12 protein-coding genes are annotated in these 18,226 nt (G+C 39.0%); 8 read left to right on the top strand and 4 right to left on the bottom strand.

Features of this window, described 5'->3' with window-relative positions; all coding sequences use genetic code 11:
• Positions 1-27: 27 nt before the first annotated feature.
• Genes J4227_05630 through J4227_05595 form a run of 8 tightly spaced genes read left to right on the top strand, consistent with a single transcriptional unit; the run spans position 28 to position 12,433 of the window.
• A complete protein-coding gene (locus J4227_05630) occupies positions 28-2,166 on the top strand; it encodes a glycosyltransferase (GenBank protein ID MBS3109981.1) in 2,139 nt (712 codons plus the stop codon).
• Positions 2,167-2,175: 9 nt separating this feature from the next.
• Entirely contained in the window at positions 2,176-4,311 is a 2,136-nt protein-coding gene (locus J4227_05625; protein ID MBS3109980.1) for a hypothetical protein, read from the top strand.
• Positions 4,308-5,672, top strand: coding sequence for a phenylacetate--CoA ligase family protein (locus J4227_05620; GenBank protein MBS3109979.1), 1,365 nt, complete (start codon positions 4,308-4,310; stop codon positions 5,670-5,672). Before J4227_05625 ends, J4227_05620 begins: the two co-directional genes overlap by 4 nt.
• Positions 5,669-8,221, top strand: a complete 2,553-nt coding sequence (locus tag J4227_05615; GenBank protein MBS3109978.1) for a glycosyltransferase — start codon at positions 5,669-5,671, stop codon at positions 8,219-8,221. Before J4227_05620 ends, J4227_05615 begins: the two co-directional genes overlap by 4 nt.
• Positions 8,211-9,341, top strand: a complete 1,131-nt coding sequence (locus J4227_05610; protein ID MBS3109977.1) for a GNAT family N-acetyltransferase — start codon at positions 8,211-8,213, stop codon at positions 9,339-9,341. Before J4227_05615 ends, J4227_05610 begins: the two co-directional genes overlap by 11 nt.
• A 17-nt stretch (positions 9,342-9,358) precedes the next feature.
• Complete coding sequence (locus J4227_05605; GenBank protein ID MBS3109976.1) at positions 9,359-10,714, top strand: phenylacetate--CoA ligase family protein; 1,356 nt, start codon at positions 9,359-9,361, stop codon at positions 10,712-10,714.
• 14 nt (positions 10,715-10,728) lie between these two features.
• The gene (locus tag J4227_05600; protein ID MBS3109975.1) at positions 10,729-11,352 is read left to right on the top strand and encodes a hypothetical protein; all 624 of its coding nucleotides are present in this window, start codon (positions 10,729-10,731) and stop codon (positions 11,350-11,352) included.
• Positions 11,318-12,433, top strand: coding sequence for a glycosyltransferase family 4 protein (locus tag J4227_05595; protein ID MBS3109974.1), 1,116 nt, complete (start codon positions 11,318-11,320; stop codon positions 12,431-12,433). The genes J4227_05600 and J4227_05595 overlap by 35 nt, the downstream gene beginning before the upstream one ends.
• A gap of 17 nt (positions 12,434-12,450) precedes the next feature.
• On the opposite strand, the gene J4227_05590 is transcribed toward J4227_05595, so the two are convergent.
• Genes J4227_05590 through J4227_05575 form a run of 4 tightly spaced genes read right to left on the bottom strand, consistent with a single transcriptional unit; the run spans position 12,451 to position 18,001 of the window.
• A complete protein-coding gene (locus J4227_05590; protein MBS3109973.1) occupies positions 12,451-13,923 on the bottom strand; it encodes a flippase in 1,473 nt (490 codons plus the stop codon).
• Positions 13,924-15,537 (bottom strand): hypothetical protein, encoded by a 1,614-nt coding sequence (locus J4227_05585; GenBank protein MBS3109972.1) that lies wholly within the window; start codon positions 15,535-15,537, stop codon positions 13,924-13,926. It abuts the gene before it with no gap.
• A complete protein-coding gene (locus tag J4227_05580) occupies positions 15,534-16,901 on the bottom strand; it encodes a hypothetical protein (protein MBS3109971.1) in 1,368 nt (455 codons plus the stop codon). Before J4227_05580 ends, J4227_05585 begins: the two co-directional genes overlap by 4 nt.
• Complete coding sequence (locus J4227_05575; protein ID MBS3109970.1) at positions 16,898-18,001, bottom strand: glycosyltransferase family 2 protein; 1,104 nt, start codon at positions 17,999-18,001, stop codon at positions 16,898-16,900. Before J4227_05575 ends, J4227_05580 begins: the two co-directional genes overlap by 4 nt.
• Positions 18,002-18,226: the final 225 nt, after the last annotated feature.

Genomic DNA, 18,226 nt, shown 5'->3' with positions numbered 1-18,226 from the left:
AGGCGCGCTTAAGCCACGGAGATTAAAATGAACATAGCTTTCATTATAAAGGAACGGTTGAGCTTTGATGAGGCAGCGCCATCCAGGGTGCTTAATCTAAAAAAATTCCTGGAATCAAACGGCGAGCACAAAATTTTTATCGTATGCCAAAAATCAGATAAAGAAATCTCTGAAAATATCTGCTCTGTTCCCAAAATTGGCAATGGTTTCATCGCCCATCAAGTTTTCAAGCTGATCCAATTCTTTATCCTACTTCACTTAATATTCATAAAAAAAGTGCGCTTCATAATAATCAGGCAATATTATTTTGTAATCATGCTCTATCCATTTGCAAAAATCACAGGAACCAAATTACTTTATGACATGCACTGCTTTAGATACAAAGAATTGAAATATGCTGGAAAAATTGTAAAAGGCATAATCTCCCAACCATTTGAAAAATTGGCGCACTGGCTGGCTGATAGGATATTGGTAATTAATGATTCCATTATTGAGTCATTTCCCGTTGGCCTCCACAAAAAGACAATAATGTTGCCAAATGGGGTAGACAACGAGCCATTTCAGAAGCGAAAATCCAAGGCTCAGCTCTTGAAAATTCTAAAAAAGTACAAAATCCCTATTGATAAACCACTGATTGGTTTTCTGGGAAACTGGATGGAATGGGCGGATGTACCCACATTTTTGAATGCATCCAAATATGTTAGAAATGCTACCTTTGTTGTGATAGGAGAAGGATATGACACTAAAGAATACATGGAATTGCGCGAAAAATTTCCATCTGTCTTATTTACTGGCAGAATTCCACATTATGATGCAATTAATATTGTTAAATCGATGGCAATTAGTGTCCTGGCATACAAAAAGACTGATGTGGTAAAATATCTTTCAATCAGGAAAACGGCCGAATATTTAGCGGCCGGAAAACCAATTATTGCGAGTAGTGGTGAAATTAAGGAATGGACATTTCTGAAAGAGCATATAAACATTTTGTCATATAATTGTGAAGACGCTAAGGACTTGGCGAAGAAAATACATTATTTGCTTGCTAATAAAACCCTTATGGCAAAGATTTCCAGTAACAACAAAATAGCCAGCTTAAATCATGGATGGGACCAGGTTATATCCCGGAGCCCGTTTATTAGATTGTTTAATCCATACACATTAAATCCCAAAATGTCTGTGCCCTTGGGAAAGATTTCAATAATAATTAAAACGCTTAATGAAGAGGAACACATAGCAGAATGCATCGAATCTGCACTGGCAGCATTAAATGGACTTACAGGTGAAGTAATTCTCGTAGATTCAAAATCTATGGACAGGACTATTGAAATTGCCAAAAAATATCCCATCAGGATTATTCAATTGAAAAACATGGCTGATAGGAGATGTGGTGTTGGACCGCAAACAGGCTATCTTTTTAGTAAGGGTGATTTTATTTACATGCTGGATGGAGATATGAGGTTAGACAAGAATTTTCTAAAAAAAGCATTGCCTTATCTTAATTATCCAGAGGTTGCTGGCGTGGGAGGCAACATTCTAGAAAAATCACAAGAAAATCTAGTATTTCAACTGCGTAGCAAAGACCATCAAGTGAAAAAATTAACTCTAATCAGTCATCTCGGTATGGGTGGTTTATACAAACGGGAAGCAATTGAGAATGTAGGATATTTCTCGGATCCATCCTTATACGCATACGAAGAAGCTGAAATTGGAGCACAATTGTGCAATAAAGGATATACTATGCTACGCATTCCTGAAACCATGGTTTATCACCATGGTGATCAGACATCTCCTTATGAAACATTGATGTCCAAATGGAAAAGTAATTATCTTTATGGTTCAGGTCAATATTTGCACAGGTCCATTATACACTCTCATCTCCTTAAATCTCTTTATGAACTCAGAATTTATATTTTTACAATGATTTGGCAGCTCGCCGGAATAATCTCGGTTGTTGTTTATCATTGGTTTAGAATATTTATGGTTGTCTATTTATGGACCACATTAATCTTTATTTTCATTCTCTTAGTTCATAAGAGGAGTATTACAAAACTGTTATTTAGCATTGTTAGTTGGAACTTGCAAACTTTGGGCATGATCATTGGTCTCAGTCTTGGAGTGGTGTCCCCCTTAAATTACAAACCTAATGTAGCGATTTTGAAATAGTTGAGCAAAATGATACAAAATAAATGGGTAAAAACAATATTGGTTATTTTATTAGTTGTAACCACAATTTTACATACACTCTATTTTGAATACCCTACACATCCAGACCATTACACACTTGGTCAATTTACCTACGCACTAATACAATTTGGCTATGCCCCTTGGGTGCTCCATTGGAGCTCAATTTTTGGGTATTACCCCCTTTCCATAGCATCTGGATTTGAGTTTTTTATGGCTGTTTTAAATGCTTTGACTGGTCTCGAACTTCCGGTTATTTTCTACATCTTCTCATCATTATCTGCTGTAATAGCTGTTTTAGGAGTTTTTCTTTTAATGAGGGAATTTAACGCCTTCGAAACAAGTTACATTACAGCCCTTATTTTCTCAACAATGGTTCTTTTTGCTAAGAATGTAAGCAATACAGCATCTTCGAGAATGTTCAATATAATTTTTTATCCGCTCTTTATCTTAGTCCTCTTCAGGATCTACTCACATTTTATGGAGACCAAGAAAGTTCCCTGGAACTATGTTGTAACTGGGATGCTCATGTTTATTATGATGCATATCATCCACCGCTTAGCCCAACTACTCTTTATATTTATCCTTGCTTTCATAGGCGCCATAATTTTTATGAATTTTGGAGCAATAATTGGTTGGTTACGTTCTAAAAAACCATTCAGTTGGAGAAATACATTATACAACAAATCTATTTTACTTTTGTATATTGATTTAGCAATATTACCACTAATATTATTTGCCTTAATATTTCTGAAGGTGAAATTAATTTGGTTTATTTTCACAATCGTAATTGTAGGGCAATACTTTTGGTTTGATTTCTATATAATCAGGAAAAGAAATCGTTCACAACATCTTATATTTTTTGATATGTGCATGTTAATTGGCTATCTCATCTTAGCGAAGATTGCAGACCTTCTATTTCGAGGAAGACTTTTACCGAACATAACCAGGTTATCTCAAAAATATGCATTCCAGGCTATTCTGATCGGGGGTATACTAATAACATTCATTCTAGTTGGTATATGGTACCTGATAAGAGATTATGGAAACATTCTTGCATCTCTTAAATTGTGGATATATAGCTTTAAGAAACAATATATAGATATTTTGATATTGAAGCAACAAAGACTTATCTCATTGGGTCTGCTATTCCTCCTGTTTTTTCTTGTATCTCGAAATTTTACTGGTGACAATTTCTATCGGTTTGGATTAGATCATTACTCTGAAAGTTTCTTGATATCAGGAAATTCTCCATGGATCATTATGATTAACTTTATTTTTAATTTAAACAACAATGTTTCAATTTTTATCTATTTTGTGACAATCGGTATTTTATTCTTATTATGGAAAACGGACAAAACATTTTATGATTATTTTTTCATATTTGTGATTATAGGATTCTCCCAATTCATATTGGATTGGGAATATATCCGACTATACATTTTACCAATTTATGCTATTCTCATTGGATTAGGAATATCATTCAGTTTAAATTACTTAACCAAAAACTTTGGTCGCAGGCAAATATTTATTGGTTTCATGGTTATATTTTCTATTCACCTGGTCATAACAAATATTTTTATACAGAGGGAACAAATTTTAAATCAGTGGGGATTCGTTGAGAATCAAGAATCAATTCCTGAACAATATTACATTGCGGCTGGAGAATATCTGATGCAATACAGTGAACCTAATACTTCAATTCACACTTCATCTTCTATCGATTTTGACAGGAATACAGCATACTATTCGCAAAAGATAATGTCCGTTGCTGCAGAAAGTATATTTGTCGCAGATAAGAATTATGAAATAGAAAAAAGAACATTTCAGAATATCTGGGATAGTTTTATGAGAGGAGAAAAAGTTCGCGATGCTTATCATCTCAAGGACCTAATTTTTGGGAGTTATTACTACACTGGTAGACATATCTCATTTTTGAATGGTCGCACTCTTGGAGAAGGAAATGTCAGGGAAGTGATTGATTTATACAATATACAATATTTGATGGATGGTCCATCAATTCAAGAAAAGACGAGATTCTTCAATTCAATTTCTGTGATTAAAAATAAAATTTATTCCTCTGATTTACTAACTATCTATAATCTTAAAGGGGGGCGAATTGAATGAACGAGAAAATATCGCGCTTTTTATTCTATCCCATCTGGGAACTCATATCCAGCCGGAGCACCGTTAAGTTTTATACTACATTAAGAAATCTAGAAAAAACTCAATGGCTGGATAAGAAGGAATTAGAAAAAGTGCAGGAAGTTAAATTGTTTAATCTATTAAAACATGCATACAAAAATGTCCCGTATTACACTCATCTTTTTGATAAGCTGGGCATTAAGCCGCAAAATATTAAGAAGAAAGAAGATTTACAGAAATTACCTATTTTAACAAAGGAACTCATCCGTGAGAATTTTCAGGATTTGTTGGCAAGAAACAGAAAGCCAAATAGTTATCAATTGGATCATACGGGCGGCTCGACAGGCAAAGTATTGGATTTTTACCGTGATTTAAAGAGTCGGGAATATGCCCTTGCGATTAACCGTAGATTTTGGCGATGGGCCGGGTATGATATTGGAACTAAAATATTGCGAATATGGGGCTCACCTTCCGACATCAATAAATATGACAACATACGGACTAGATTACACTTTAAACTTACCAACAGCATGATTCTAAATTCGTTCGAAATGGGTGAAACTCAGCTTGGCGAATATGCCGAAAAATTCCAGGAATTCCGCCCAAAAATTGTGCATGGTTATGCGAATGCTGTTTACCTTTTTGCTCAGTACATTGACAAAAATAAACTTGCATTTAACAAGCCTAAGTCAGTAATTACAACCTCAGAAAAATTATACCCTTATCAACGTAAACTCATTGAAAGGGTTTTCGGATGCAAGGTCTTTGAGGAGTATGGATGTAGGGAAATGGATTTAATTGCGCATGAATGCGAGTCACATGACGGAATGCATGTTGCCAATGAGAAATATATTTTAGAATTCATGTACGATGGAAATCATAAAACATCTCCAAGGATTGGGTCAATTATTCTAACCGATTTGGAAAACTATGCAATGCCATTTATTAGGTATAAAAATGAAGATATGGCGAGTCTAATGCAGAACGATTGTCGATGTGGAAGAAAATTGGATAAAATTAGCTATATCACCGGTAGAATAACTGATTTCCTTATTGGTACGAATGGAAATAGGGTATCCGGTGCTGCTGTAACACCATTTTTTGCTAAACTGAGAGGAATAAACGAATTTAGGATTGTACAAGAACATAAAGATGTTGTTAGGGTCATGTTGGTGAGGTCAAAGACAGTTGATCCGACGATAAGTCCAAGTATCAACAAATTTCTTAAAAAATTCCTCGGTGATAGAATGCATATTAAATTGGAATTTTGTAGGAAAATCCCCAAATTGAAATCTGGAAAAATGAGGATTATCATAAATGAAATGAGAGGTAGAAGGACATGAAAATAGCAAGCAAGACACCAATGCATAGAATAAAATACTTGCTGAAAGCCAAAGGCAAATTTTGGTCTACATTGGAAGGACAATTAAGAATGCAGGAAGTGCCTTTGACTAAATTAAAAAAATTGCAACTTATAAAACTTCGGAAATTACTTGAATACTCATACAACAATGTTGATTTCTATCATAAAAAATTTCAAGAGGCAGGTATTAGACCGGTAGATATAACCTCATTAAAAGATATTGAAAAAATTCCGATAACCACAAAAGATGAGCTTCGCGCTAATTTTCCCGAAAGAATTGTCTCTAGGAATGTTGACAAAAACCGAAAAATTCTGGATAAAACTTCTGGATCCACTAAGCAACCATTTGAGTTTTACAAGGATGCAAACGATGCTATGGGTGAATCGTGTGCCCGGATAAAATGGCTTTTAAATGTGGGAGTCAAATTGGGCGATCGTAGATTACTAATTCGTGGTGAAAGGCCCAAAGGAACTAATGTGGGTAGCATACTAAGTAATGTGGGTTTCTTGAGTTCTTTTGACATGAGTCATAAACTGTTTAACAAGTGGGTTATGTACATCAAGAAATTCAAGCCAAAAACAATCGAAAGTTATCCCTCTCCTCTTAAGACATTTGCAGATTGGTTGCGAGATAAAAATCTTAAGGTGCACGTTCCAATTGTCATAACAGTTGGAGAAATCCTGACTAAGGACACCCGAGAACTAATTGAAGACAGATTGGATTGCAAGATTTATGATTCGTTTGGGGCCGCTGAAGGTATGTATCTTGCGCAAGAATGTAAGTACCAACAAGGACTTCACTATGATCCAACTCGATTTGTTGTAGAAGCAGTTGGTAGTAAAGGAAATCCTGTGGTGAAGGGGAAATCAGGGGATATGGTTATAACCAATTTGAATAATTATGTTATGCCATTTATTCGATACAAAATAGGGGATAGGATTATTATGGGTAAAGAATCTTGCATGTGTGGAAGCACCTTGCCGAAAATCGGTAATATCGAAGGACGAATTGTAGATCAAATGCGTTCGGTTTCCGGCAAAATTCTCGATGGAATCTACTTTCAGACTGTTTTTGAATGGGAAGCAAAGCATGTGAAACACTATAAAATTATTCATGTGAAACCCGACATGATAGAAGTTCATCTTGTTCCAAAGGGGCATAATTACCATGAAGGCATTGAACGCCTTCGGAAAAATTTGCAGAGTTATTGCGGTCATGACATGAAGATAGTGATTAAAAAAGTCGATAAAATCCCCTTGGGCAGGACAGGGAAAAGGGTGTTTATCGAATCAAGACTCGATCAGAATAAACGAACACAAGCCAACCAAACTACCGTACATGCGGCAGAAAATAGGATTGTGCGAAAAATGAATCTGGTTTTTACTCTTAACAACTCTAAGCTTGTTGGCGGCGGCGATTACTCAATTTTTAAATTTGCAGAGTATCTTGCCAAAAAGGGTCACAAAGTCACAGTGTTTGCAAGTACAAATAACACATATACCGATGAGGCCGAAATGACTGAAAATCTCCAGATTTATTACACAGGTCAGCTGCCTCGCATAGTCAAAGGAGTGGGTTTCCTAAACCGCACATGGGACAAACTTCATGGGAAACTGAAAATTGAGTCATTTTTTAGGAATGAGAAAAAGATAGACTTTGTCCTTGGTTATCACCGGTACAGCGCAATAAAAGCCCAGGATTTAGGTGAAAAATTTGACATACCTTCGGTCGCATTTGTTTTTGAAACTCCTATTTGGATGAAAGAACAGTTAGGGCAACGATGGGTACACGCTTTTAAGGGCAGGTTCAAAAAATTGTGGCTGCAAGCTAGAGATGCACTAAAAAAAACTGATATTATCATAGCCAATTCGAAACTCACTGCATCTGAAAATCAGAGATGGCTGGGGAGAAAAATTGATGGAGTAGTATATCCCGGCATGGATTTTGACAAAGTTGACAAAATATCGACACCCAAAAAGGAAAACCAGATAATCTATATAGGGAGGCTTAACACCTATAAGAATATTGACATATTAATCAAGGCATTGTCTAAAATTAAAAATGCACCCAAACTTGTGATATGTGGTACGGGTGAAGAAAAGAGTAAACTCACTGAATTGGCCGCAAGACTGAATATTAAATGTGAGTTTAAGGGTTCAATAACTGACGAGCAAAAGTGGCCGGAAATCAAAAAATCCTTATTCATGGTTTTTCCATCTTCATTTGAGGGATTTGGAATGCCTCCAATGGAAGCGCTCTATTGTGGAATACCATGTATTTGCGCAAATATACCAATTCTTAATGAAGTATATGGAAATAAAGTGGAGTATTTTCAGGAAAATAATGTCGAATCCTTGGCACACAAAATTGAATTTTTGCTGCAGAATAAACGGTATAGACAAAAAAGAGGAAAACTTGGGAGAGAATATGTTATATCTGCATATTCTTGGGAAAAATCGGCAAAGAAAATAGAGAAAATACTTTTAAATTTTAAACAAATTAAACGGGTTTCTGGAAATGAATATTAAGATATATAATGCGATTAATGTTATAGATGCTACTGATTTGGATATTTTTAATAATGTATTGTACAGCAAAGGAGTCTATGAGTTTGCTGAATCTGAAAATATAGACAAGGTGTATCCCAAATACTTTCTGGGTTATCATGATGGTAAAATTGCAGCCTTTGCTCCAGCTTTCATTCAGGAAGGTCCATATACATTTGACCCTTTTGCGTACCTTAAAGGCAATCTCAGGATCAGGATGGGCAAACTGGGCCTCAAAACTGATAGACTTTTATGTGCATATACTCCTTTGCGTCCACGATCTGACATAAAAATTCTCGACACTTCAACAAAATCATCGCTTATGCTTGAAATGCTGAATGCAATTGAGAAAGAAGCGCAAAATGAAGGGTGCCATGCAGTTTTTTTCCCTGCGGTGCCTGAAAGCAACTATGCTCTGAACAATCTGCTCAAAAAAAACGGATACATAAAAGCATATTACGACGCCTATTTTTACATGGATATTGGCTATCCAACTTATGAGGCCTTTCTCAAATCACTGAAGAAAATCCGGCGCGACAACCTGAAATATGATGCAACAGTATTGGCCAGGAATCACATCAAAATCGAGGAAATAACTGACATCGACAGATTTGCAAATGAGTATGCCTTATTGCATGCGGCACTTATGAAGAAATATGGGCATGACAAGGTGGAATTGAGCGAGGCTTCATTCAGGGCCATGTATCAGCATATCCAGAATACAAGTTCTTTGGTTGCCAAAGAGGATGATGCAATCTTGGGATTCACAATTGGAATTTATGATAAGAACTGCTTCCATGGATTAAGATGCGGGCAATTCCATGAAAGAGCGGAGAGCAAGGGAGTATACTTCAACCTGGTCTATGCGGAATCAATTAAAAAAGCCATCAGCCTGAAGTGCAAAAGAATTGATTTTGGGCAATCAATGGCAAGGGCCAAGATAATGAGGGGCGCCAAATTCGAGAGAATGCATCTCTATGCCAAATTTTTCAATCCTGTGACACACAATATCATGGGGGTAAAAATCAGGAGGCTTGGGAAGGGGTATTACAACACTCACCTGGATGAAATCAGGTCCAATCCAGGCCATCCGCATGGCTGACATGCCAGGGGCGCAACATGAAAAACACTGATGACAGGCCCGATGCCGGAATTAACCTGTTGCCTTCTGGCAATAATGGAATCCTGGATTTTTTGGGGAGCAAATTGTGGGAATTCGACATTCTTAGACACTATCGCAAAATAAAAAAAAATCTGGGGCTCACTTCCGGGGAATTGGAAAAGTATCAAGATGAAAAATTTCGGAAAATAATTTTGCATGCCTATTTAACAGTCCCTTTTTACCGGAAAGCCCTTGATAAGGAGGGCGTGTCGCCGCAGAGCGTCAAGGGCGTGGCTGACATTTACAAACTGTCCATTATCAGCAAGGAAGAGTTAAGGGCAATGCCGCCTCAGCAGATACTCTCTTCAAAATTTGCTAAAAGCACGCTTATATCTGTCAATACAGGTGGCTCCACGGGCAAGCCTTTCCGCGTATACCTATCCAAGGCGGAAAATAAAGTCAGGATTGCGGAAGGCTACAGGATTTTTGCATTGCATGGCTATAATATCTTTGACAAAATCGGCACCGCAGGTTATCACCCACCGAGGAAAGACAAGGCAAATGCATTAGGAATGCTCAGAAAGGTCGGCATCCCATTTACAGCCACTATGCAAGAGTGCGTCAGAATACTTCAGAAGGAAAAGCCTGAAGTTCTTGACGGCTACCCAAGCAGGCTAAATCTTATTGCATTGTATGCAATTGAACACCATATAAAAATGTACAGGCCAAAAGCAATTTTCACTAATTCAGAAATGATGTTCCCGCAAATGCGAAAGAATATCAAAAAAGCTTTTGGAGTAGAGCCAACAAATGTATATGACTGCTGGGAATTTGGCAGGATCGCCTGGGAATGTCCAGAACATAATGGCATGCACATTAATTCAGATTCCATAATTGTTGAAATATTGGACAATGGCAAGCCAGTGCCTCCTGGAAAAGTGGGGACCGTTGTCGTATCAGGGCTAAACAACTTCGCCATGCCGCTAATCAGGTATAATATGGGGGATACTGCATCCATTGCCAAGCACCGCTGTAGCTGTGGAATCAATTTCCCGCTGCTAACTGGATTGTCCGGCAGGGCAAGCTCTTACATCAAATTGGATTCGGGCCAAACAATAAGCCTCACTGGGCTGGCACAGCACATCCTGGAAAGTGAACACATCATGGAGTACCAGATTCAGCAAAAGCGCGAAGGAGAATTGATAATTAACCTTGTCGCGGATACCCATTACAACAGCAAGAATGACCTAATGATCCAGAAAAAATTTGCCTCCCTGGGGCATTTTAAGAAAATTGAAATCAGGCGCGTGAAAAGCATAAAGCGAACCAAGTCCGGCAAGCTGCTTCCAGTTATTACCTCCAACAACAAGTAAAGAGAGTGATGTCAATGAAGCCAAAACAACAAATTACCCAACATGTGCAAATTGTTGCAATTGCCTTCATAATCCTAATGGGCATCCTTTATTACAGCTATTTGCATAAGCTCGGATACCTCAAGATTGCAACATACACCTTTTTTATTCTGGCTGGCCTTACTTCAGTTTATAATGCCTTTACATGGAAAACAGCAAGGGGCAGGGCATTTTGGGCAATAGTCTCCGCGGCCTTGATTTATGCGCTGGCTGACAAATACAATAAATTGCACATGATCCTGGCTTTTGGCATCATGCCGATGATAGACGGAATATCACTGGGCGACGCGAAAATACTTGTAAATATCATCTATGTCACGGGATTTGCATTTGTCATGCTGTTCTTCGCAAGCTTTATTTACTCTGAGTACAAAGCAGAAAGTGACTGGCTTTACCTTTTTGTCCTGGCATTTGCGGTCAAGGCCGGCTCAATAATCAATGACATCGTATTCCATCACGGCCTTGCCGAGGATTACATGGAGTCTTTTTCACTGTTCTTTTTCACTTCAGCGGCAATCATAGCGGCGTTTAAGAATCATAACGAGAAAAACCCAAAGGTGAATCATGAAAATCGCAATATTCCATCCCCAAATCAATAACTACGGCGGTGGTGAGACAGTCGCACTTACAGTAGCTAGCTTTCTGTCCAAAAAGCATGATGTGGAAGTCCTCTGCGCCGCCAAGCCCGATCCTGTTAAACTGTCTGAATTTTTTGGGCTGGACCTGGCAAAAGTGCAATTCAAGGTCAGAAGGCATTCGATGATGATTTCCAAACTGCCTTCCCTGCCTTCCTATAAATCGAGCCTGAATGTCAAATACCTTTCTGACCTGAACCATTATGACCTGGTCATAGATACGGGCACCAATGGATGGTTTTCAAGCAAATTGAAGGCAAAGACCATCTGCTACATCCATTTTCCCTATTTTCCTGAGAAGAAGGGCTGGAAAAAGCTGACATCGCCCTTTTTGGTCAATCCCAAAAATGCTTTCCAGTATGATTCCATTGTCTGCAACAGCGAATTCACCAAGAGATATACCAAGAAATTCACAGATAAGGAAATAACGGTTATTTCTCCGCCTGTCGATGTTGAAAAAATCAGGCCAGGCAAAAAGAAAAATATCATTGTCACTGTTGGAAGATTCTCACGGGAGAAGAAGCATGAAATCATGATTGACGCATTCAAGAAAATGAAGCTCAGCAACTGGGAATTCCACCTTATTGGTTCATTCCAGGAAAATAATTCTGCATATGATGCTAAATACTTTGAGAAATTAAAACAAATGGCCAGTGGGGCCAAAATTTATTTCCATACCAATATGCCGCATAACAAAGTCCTTGAATTTCTTGGCCGGTCAAGAATCTATTGGCATGCAAGAGGGTACGGGGAAACCAATCCTACTGAATTTGAAAACTTCGGAATTACAACTGTGGAGGCAATGGCCGCTGGATGTGTGCCGATTGTCATAAACCTCGGGGCACAGCCTGAGATTGTGAAACATGGAATAAATGGGTTTGTATGGAATGGCACAGACGAGCTTATTGCGCTTACAAATCATTTGATTGCAGACCGGAAATCATGTTTGAGGCTCCAGAAAGGCGCAATTTCCTCTGCCAAAAATCACGGAGCAAAAAAATTCGCCGACGCCATAAATGTACTTATTGCCGTCCTATTCAATTAAAGCGCCGCTTTCTATCCTTAAATCTCTTTCCTGATGAAAATTTTCCTGATGAGGGCGATATCTTCCTCTTCCAATGCCTTCATCAAGAACATGGCTGCACCGTATATGATCATGCTGGCTATTATTGCAACCACAACAGGCAATCCGCCCATAAACTTGAAGATTACTAATCCCATAACAGCACTCGCAACAACAGGCTTTACAAACATCTTAACAAAATCAAGGTGGCCAACGCTCCTGCTGATTATGAAGTAATATCCTGCGAAATAGAAAATTTCTGTCAACACTGTTGCAACTGCTGCGCCATACAGGCTGTATCTCGGGATAAGGTACAAATTCAGGAGTATATTGACAACAGCATTCAGCATGAGAACATAAACTCCCTTCTTTTCTTGGTGCGAGGCGATCATCATTGCCCCCATCATATAATTTATGCACAATGGAACCATTGTCCAGATAAGGATTTGAAGGGCGAGGCTGGCGTTGGCATACTCCGCCTTATACAGCAAGACAATTATTTTGTCTGCCAGCAAAGTTGTTCCGACAGCAGTAGGAACTGCAATAAAAACCAGGTACCTTGCGGCGAGGGAATACAGCTTCATCAGCTTTTCCCTGGAATCCCTGAAATAGGCCACCGCAACCGGCAGTATGGCCGCAGAGACCGCGCCTGCGATGGCAGCTGCGGCATCAAGAAGATTGTAAGCGCTGCTGTACCAGCCTATAACTGCGTCCCTTGAGACTGCCGAGTAAACGCCAGCCAGGGCTGTTGGCGCAAGCTTGGACATCAGGGTTATATCAATCCTGAAATAGACAGTCACAAATATCCCTGACAGCCAAAACGGAAATGAGCGTTTTAATATGGAGACAATCATATTCTTGTCAAAATCAAAATTCAGGGCTACGAATTTCTTATAACAAATTGCCAGAACCATGACGAAGTTGATGAAGTGGACAACAGCATAAATCACAAGGATCCAAATAAAACTAACGCCCATTAGCAGCAAAGGGACAGTGACTGCGAATCTCAGCAGTATCCTTGTTATCCTTGCCATTACACCGAACTCAAGTCTTTCATATGCCTGGAATATGGAGCCGACAGTCGCGGCCAGGCTGTCAAAAATCAGGCCTGCGCCTGCAATGGCCAATGCCACCATGGTGTTATGGTCGTATGACAGGAAATAAGCTATTGCCAGCATCAGAAAATAAACAACCGTGGTGCTCACAACTTTCAGCAGCAAAACATTTGCCACTATCTTGGGCGCCTTATCCTTGTTTTGGATAATGTCCCTCACAATCAGGATCCTTGTTCCAAGGTCCATGAGGACAAGGAACAGGCCGGTAAATGACAATGCAAAAGTGAATTTTCCGTAGTCAACATCGCCAAGGTAACGAGCTATAAGGATTACAAGCACTGTGCTAAGTACTTTTAAGAGATTGTCGCCAAAAAATGTGACTGCCGCGTTCTTAGCAATCCTTCTTGCTGTTCCCATTTATCCTTCACCCTTGGCATAAACTGCTATTTTGCCGTTGCCGTACTGCTTATGGAATATTTCTGCCCTGTCGTTGCCTTCCAGCCATTCCCCTGAATCAGGCCACCATACATAGTCTATTGGCAGCAATCCTGGGTCCATGCCCTCATTATAAACTTTCTGGACATCTTTGTATTTTTCAGCAAAATCAATTGTCTGCGCCCAATGCCCTGAGTAAATCTTGTTTCCTGTGGCAGCCGGGATGAAATTGCTGATTTTGTGAGGGGCAAGGATCACAGCTGAATTGTCCACATTTTCATCAATCCATTTCAAAGCGTCCACTTCTTCTGATGAAAGGTATTTGACGTTCTGGAACTCTCCAACGGTCTGGCTGTGGAGGTTCTTGACTTGATTGTAAGTCAGGTAAATGTTGGTGGAAATTGAAATGGCAATGATTACTATAATCACACTTATTGCCACATGCTTAGCTTTTGGCAGATAATTTGGCAAATGCCTGGCCAAAGCAATTGCTGCCAAAATTGCCAATGGTATCTGCAGCCCTAAAATAAACCTTCTTTGGACATTGATAGGCGCATAAATCAGGATAAATCCAACAATTGACCAGACTGCCAAAAATGCTTCGGGTGCAATTGCCTTCTCTCTCTTCAGCAAATTTTGGCCATTCAGGAAGTAATAAACCACTGCAAGGAAAAAAACAAGGCCAAAGCCACTAATTACCCTAACTATTGGAGGGGTCAATGTATCATTCGCGCTGTTCCATGCAGCATACGCCGGATTGAAAATAAAGACCCATGCATAGTAAATGACGCCTGGCGCAGTTATGGCGCCTATGAGCGATAATTTCCAGAAATCAGGCCAGGACCACTTGCCAAGTCTCAATTGCCTGTAGGCAAACCATACAGCCAGCACAATGGCAAAGGTAATGACATCGAAAAGATGGATAAGTGACAAGGCAAGGCCGAGCAAGCCGGCTGTTATAGCATGTTTCGCGCTATTCTGCTCAAAAGACTTGATGCCATAAAGCAAAACCAGCATCAGCAAGGCAAGTGATAGGGAAAAGTGGGGATTTTGCATTGACTGGAAATTATTCATGTCTGTGAGCCATAAATCAGCAGAGCCAAAGGAATAACCCGTTGCTTTCCTTACCAGGAACCACCAAAAACCCAATCCATTTGAAATGCCTGCCAGGATAAAAGCTACCAATCGCGTTGCTTTATCTTGGACAAAATAACTGATAAAATAATACAAAACAATCAGGAAGGCGAATGCAAGAACCACCCAATAAATGTTGTAAACAGTTATAACCTGCATTCCAAACAGCCTTGCAGTATTGCCCAAAAGCAAATGGTAAGGATTAAAGAAAAGGTTTGGAACGTTTTCGGATGTAAACTTATTGGTTAGGAGAATGTCGCCTTCCTTGGCTTGTAATGCAAGATGGAGGTGGTTGTTGGCATCAGTTACATAGACAGGAACGCCCATAAATACTTCGCCAGGCTGTTCTTGAGCATAGCCCATTATTAAGGGCAAAACAGAAAATAAGACTATCAATAATGTGAGAATGCCAGCTGTTTTCCATTCATTCCCGGGTACAAATATTTCTTTGGCTTTACTCATCTTATCAACTCTTTAAGCAACAAATATAGATTATTTACAAAACTAATTGGTGTCCGCCACATGTTTGTCCATGGTTCATAGGTGCCAACAAGTGCAAAGAGTATTGACCATGCAACAGTTGCATATAATCCAATCTTTTTCCATCCTTCATATCCGGTTTTTTTGAATGCAAATGCAGTAAAAAAGAATATTCCCGGCACCAGAGGAACGAACCATCGCATACCATATGCCCACCCTCCATAATTGTCACTTGTTAACAAATAATACAAAATTACAAAAATACTTGAAGTCCCTATTAACATTGCTTCCGCAAAGTATTTTTTCCGGTGAAATATTTCCGCTATAAGGAAAAATGATCCAATCACAAGTAGAGGTGTATATGACATCAAGCCCCTATAACCAAGGAGAGAATGAAAACTATACATTAGCCAATCCATAAAACTGGCGTGATGTATTTTAACACCAGTTAATGTATCAACATTGAAGCCAGACCCGGGATAATCCCAAAATTCCGGATGCATTGAGGCAGGCTTTAAATCCCCGGTTAACGGGATAGTAAACATCGCATGTAAAATGAAAGCTGGGAGTAGTGCCACAACAAAATAGGGAACAAGATTCCGAGTAGATTTCAAACAAAGTAAATATATTAATGTGAATACCATGAAAATTCCACCTATTACCATATCAATCACAGTTGTCAAGGACAAACATATCCCCAAATAAATAAACTGTGAGCGCACATCTTTATTGTTTTCTAAGAAACGAATATTAAAAATCTGAAGAATTGCAATGCCGATCAGAAGCGTAGCAGGAATATGATTATTTAACACGGTTGAATATGGAAGAATTAAAGTTGAAACACCCAACAATGCACTCATGAAAAAACGCAAGTTATTATCCATCTGACAGTAATATAACAATCTATAAAACACAATAATTATTAGGGCTCCTGGTATAGCAGCAAGGAGAAACGTTAATATATAAACTACAAGAGGACCATTATTGTTAAAACTTAATCCAAAAAAATGATATAAAACAGAATATAATCCGGCGCCAATAAGAGACAGAGTTATTGGTTTATCTGAATAGTACTTTCCATCAATAAATGCTTTATCATTTGTGCCATTTATTCCTTCTACACTGTCCCTTCTCATTAAGGGCGAAGTCTGATTAATTATAAAACTCTGTGCATTCCCGATAAACATAGTATTGTCAATTGATAAAGTATTTTCTTCAATCAATGCTTGCATAGTTGCAAATCTGGATGCAGAATTCCCACTAGTTACATAAGGTTTGGTAAATATTCCGAACAAAACAACGAAACAAATAAAAAGGATCATCTGATGCTTTGTAGTCTGTCTCATTCATCTTCTCTCCACGTATAACTCACATTTAACAAATAGTTCCAAGCAGTTGCCACAGCGATGCCGATAAGATTGCTCACAATATAAAATATTCCAGTGTATTCAGTAAGCAGTACAAGAACAGCCCAGTTAATCAATGCCCCTCCTATGCTTATGACCTGGAATTTTAATGCCTTATGCCAAAGCGATGCTTTGTTTGTGCTTGATTTAAAGGTCCAGGCATTGTTGAGAAAGAAATTCCAGAGAATTGCTGCCTCAATTGCAGCAATGCTTGAAATCCTGTAGTAGACCCCAAAATATTCAGTAAGCAATGCAAGGATTCCTGTGTTGACAATAACGCCAGTGCCTCCCACAATTGCGAATTTAATGAACCTTTTCCATGTTCTCAGCCTGAGATGGAATGAATTTACAAAGAATTCAACCATATCCTTTGTTTTCATCTTGGATTTGCCTTTTTTCCTGTCATAAAAAACCAAGGGCTCTTCCCTTATGTCAGCTTTCTTGAGCACGGCCTCGTAAAGCAGGTTCATCTGGAAGCTGTAGCCCTTGGCCCCGAGGTTATTTAGGTCAATTTTTTTCAGCAGGCTTGTCCTGATCGCCCTGAAGCCCGATGTGCAGTCATGGACTTTATGCAGCCCAGCCACAATTCGTGCAAAGAAATTGCCCCCCCTGCTGATGAGCTTCCTTTTGAAGTCCCAGTCAGGAGTTGCGCCTCCTTTTATGTACCTGCAGCCAATCACAAAATCAGCGCCTTCATCAATTTGCCTGAGCATTTTTGGGATTAATTCTGGAGGATGCGAGAAATCAGCGTCCATTTCAAAGACAACGTCCGGATTTAGCCTGGAGAAGCTGTGCTTGAAGCCCCTTATGTAAGCCACTCCAAGGCCTTGCTTTGAGCCTTTCAGCATTAACAGTTTATTATATCTTTTTTGGAGCCTTTGCACGATCTGGCCAGTCCCATCCGGGCTGTTGTCATCAACAACAAGGATGTGCAGGTCCCACTTTTTCATGCCTTTGGCTACCTTGAAAATTGCCTGGATTAGGGCCTCTATATTGCCCGCTTCGTTGTAGGTGGGCAGGATTATGCATACTTTCCCCATGGTCGGACTAATGCAAATAGCCTTTATAAATGTTGTCTTTTTTTACTATGAAGTAGTGGCGAAAATTGGCATAAATGATCGCAATTGATGGTTGTTTATACTCCCTTTTTGGCTGACTTTCCAAGAATAAAAGGCAAATATTTGTTTTAGCAAAACATGATTAAGATCCGGACATCTTATAAAAACAATCCAATCAATGCTCATGATTAATTGATACATCTATTA

The sequence above is a fragment of the Candidatus Woesearchaeota archaeon genome (genome assembly GCA_018303405.1).
Classification (GTDB): Archaea; Nanobdellota; Nanobdellia; order Woesearchaeales; family JABMPP01; genus JAGVYD01.
The sequence above is the reverse complement of the archived record's forward strand: the minus strand, read 5'-3'. Positions and strand labels throughout refer to the sequence as shown.

Excerpts from the sequence above, each read along its gene's own strand:
- J4227_05575 (MBS3109970.1), bottom strand. The coding sequence starts at position 18,001 with ATGGGGAAAGTATGCATAATCCTGCCCACCTACAACGAAGCGGGCAAT.
- J4227_05595 (MBS3109974.1), top strand. The coding sequence starts at position 11,318 with ATGAAAATCGCAATATTCCATCCCCAAATCAATAACTACGGCGGTGGT.
- J4227_05605 (MBS3109976.1), top strand. The coding sequence starts at position 9,359 with ATGAAAAACACTGATGACAGGCCCGATGCCGGAATTAACCTGTTGCCT.
- J4227_05610 (MBS3109977.1), top strand. The coding sequence starts at position 8,211 with ATGAATATTAAGATATATAATGCGATTAATGTTATAGATGCTACTGAT.
- J4227_05585 (MBS3109972.1), bottom strand. The coding sequence starts at position 15,537 with ATGAGTAAAGCCAAAGAAATATTTGTACCCGGGAATGAATGGAAAACA.
- J4227_05615 (MBS3109978.1), top strand. The coding sequence starts at position 5,669 with ATGAAAATAGCAAGCAAGACACCAATGCATAGAATAAAATACTTGCTG.
- J4227_05625 (MBS3109980.1), top strand. The coding sequence starts at position 2,176 with ATGATACAAAATAAATGGGTAAAAACAATATTGGTTATTTTATTAGTT.
- J4227_05600 (MBS3109975.1), top strand. The coding sequence starts at position 10,729 with ATGAAGCCAAAACAACAAATTACCCAACATGTGCAAATTGTTGCAATT.
- J4227_05630 (MBS3109981.1), top strand. The coding sequence starts at position 28 with ATGAACATAGCTTTCATTATAAAGGAACGGTTGAGCTTTGATGAGGCA.
- J4227_05620 (MBS3109979.1), top strand. The coding sequence starts at position 4,308 with ATGAACGAGAAAATATCGCGCTTTTTATTCTATCCCATCTGGGAACTC.
- J4227_05590 (MBS3109973.1), bottom strand. The coding sequence starts at position 13,923 with ATGGGAACAGCAAGAAGGATTGCTAAGAACGCGGCAGTCACATTTTTT.
- J4227_05580 (MBS3109971.1), bottom strand. The coding sequence starts at position 16,901 with ATGAGACAGACTACAAAGCATCAGATGATCCTTTTTATTTGTTTCGTT.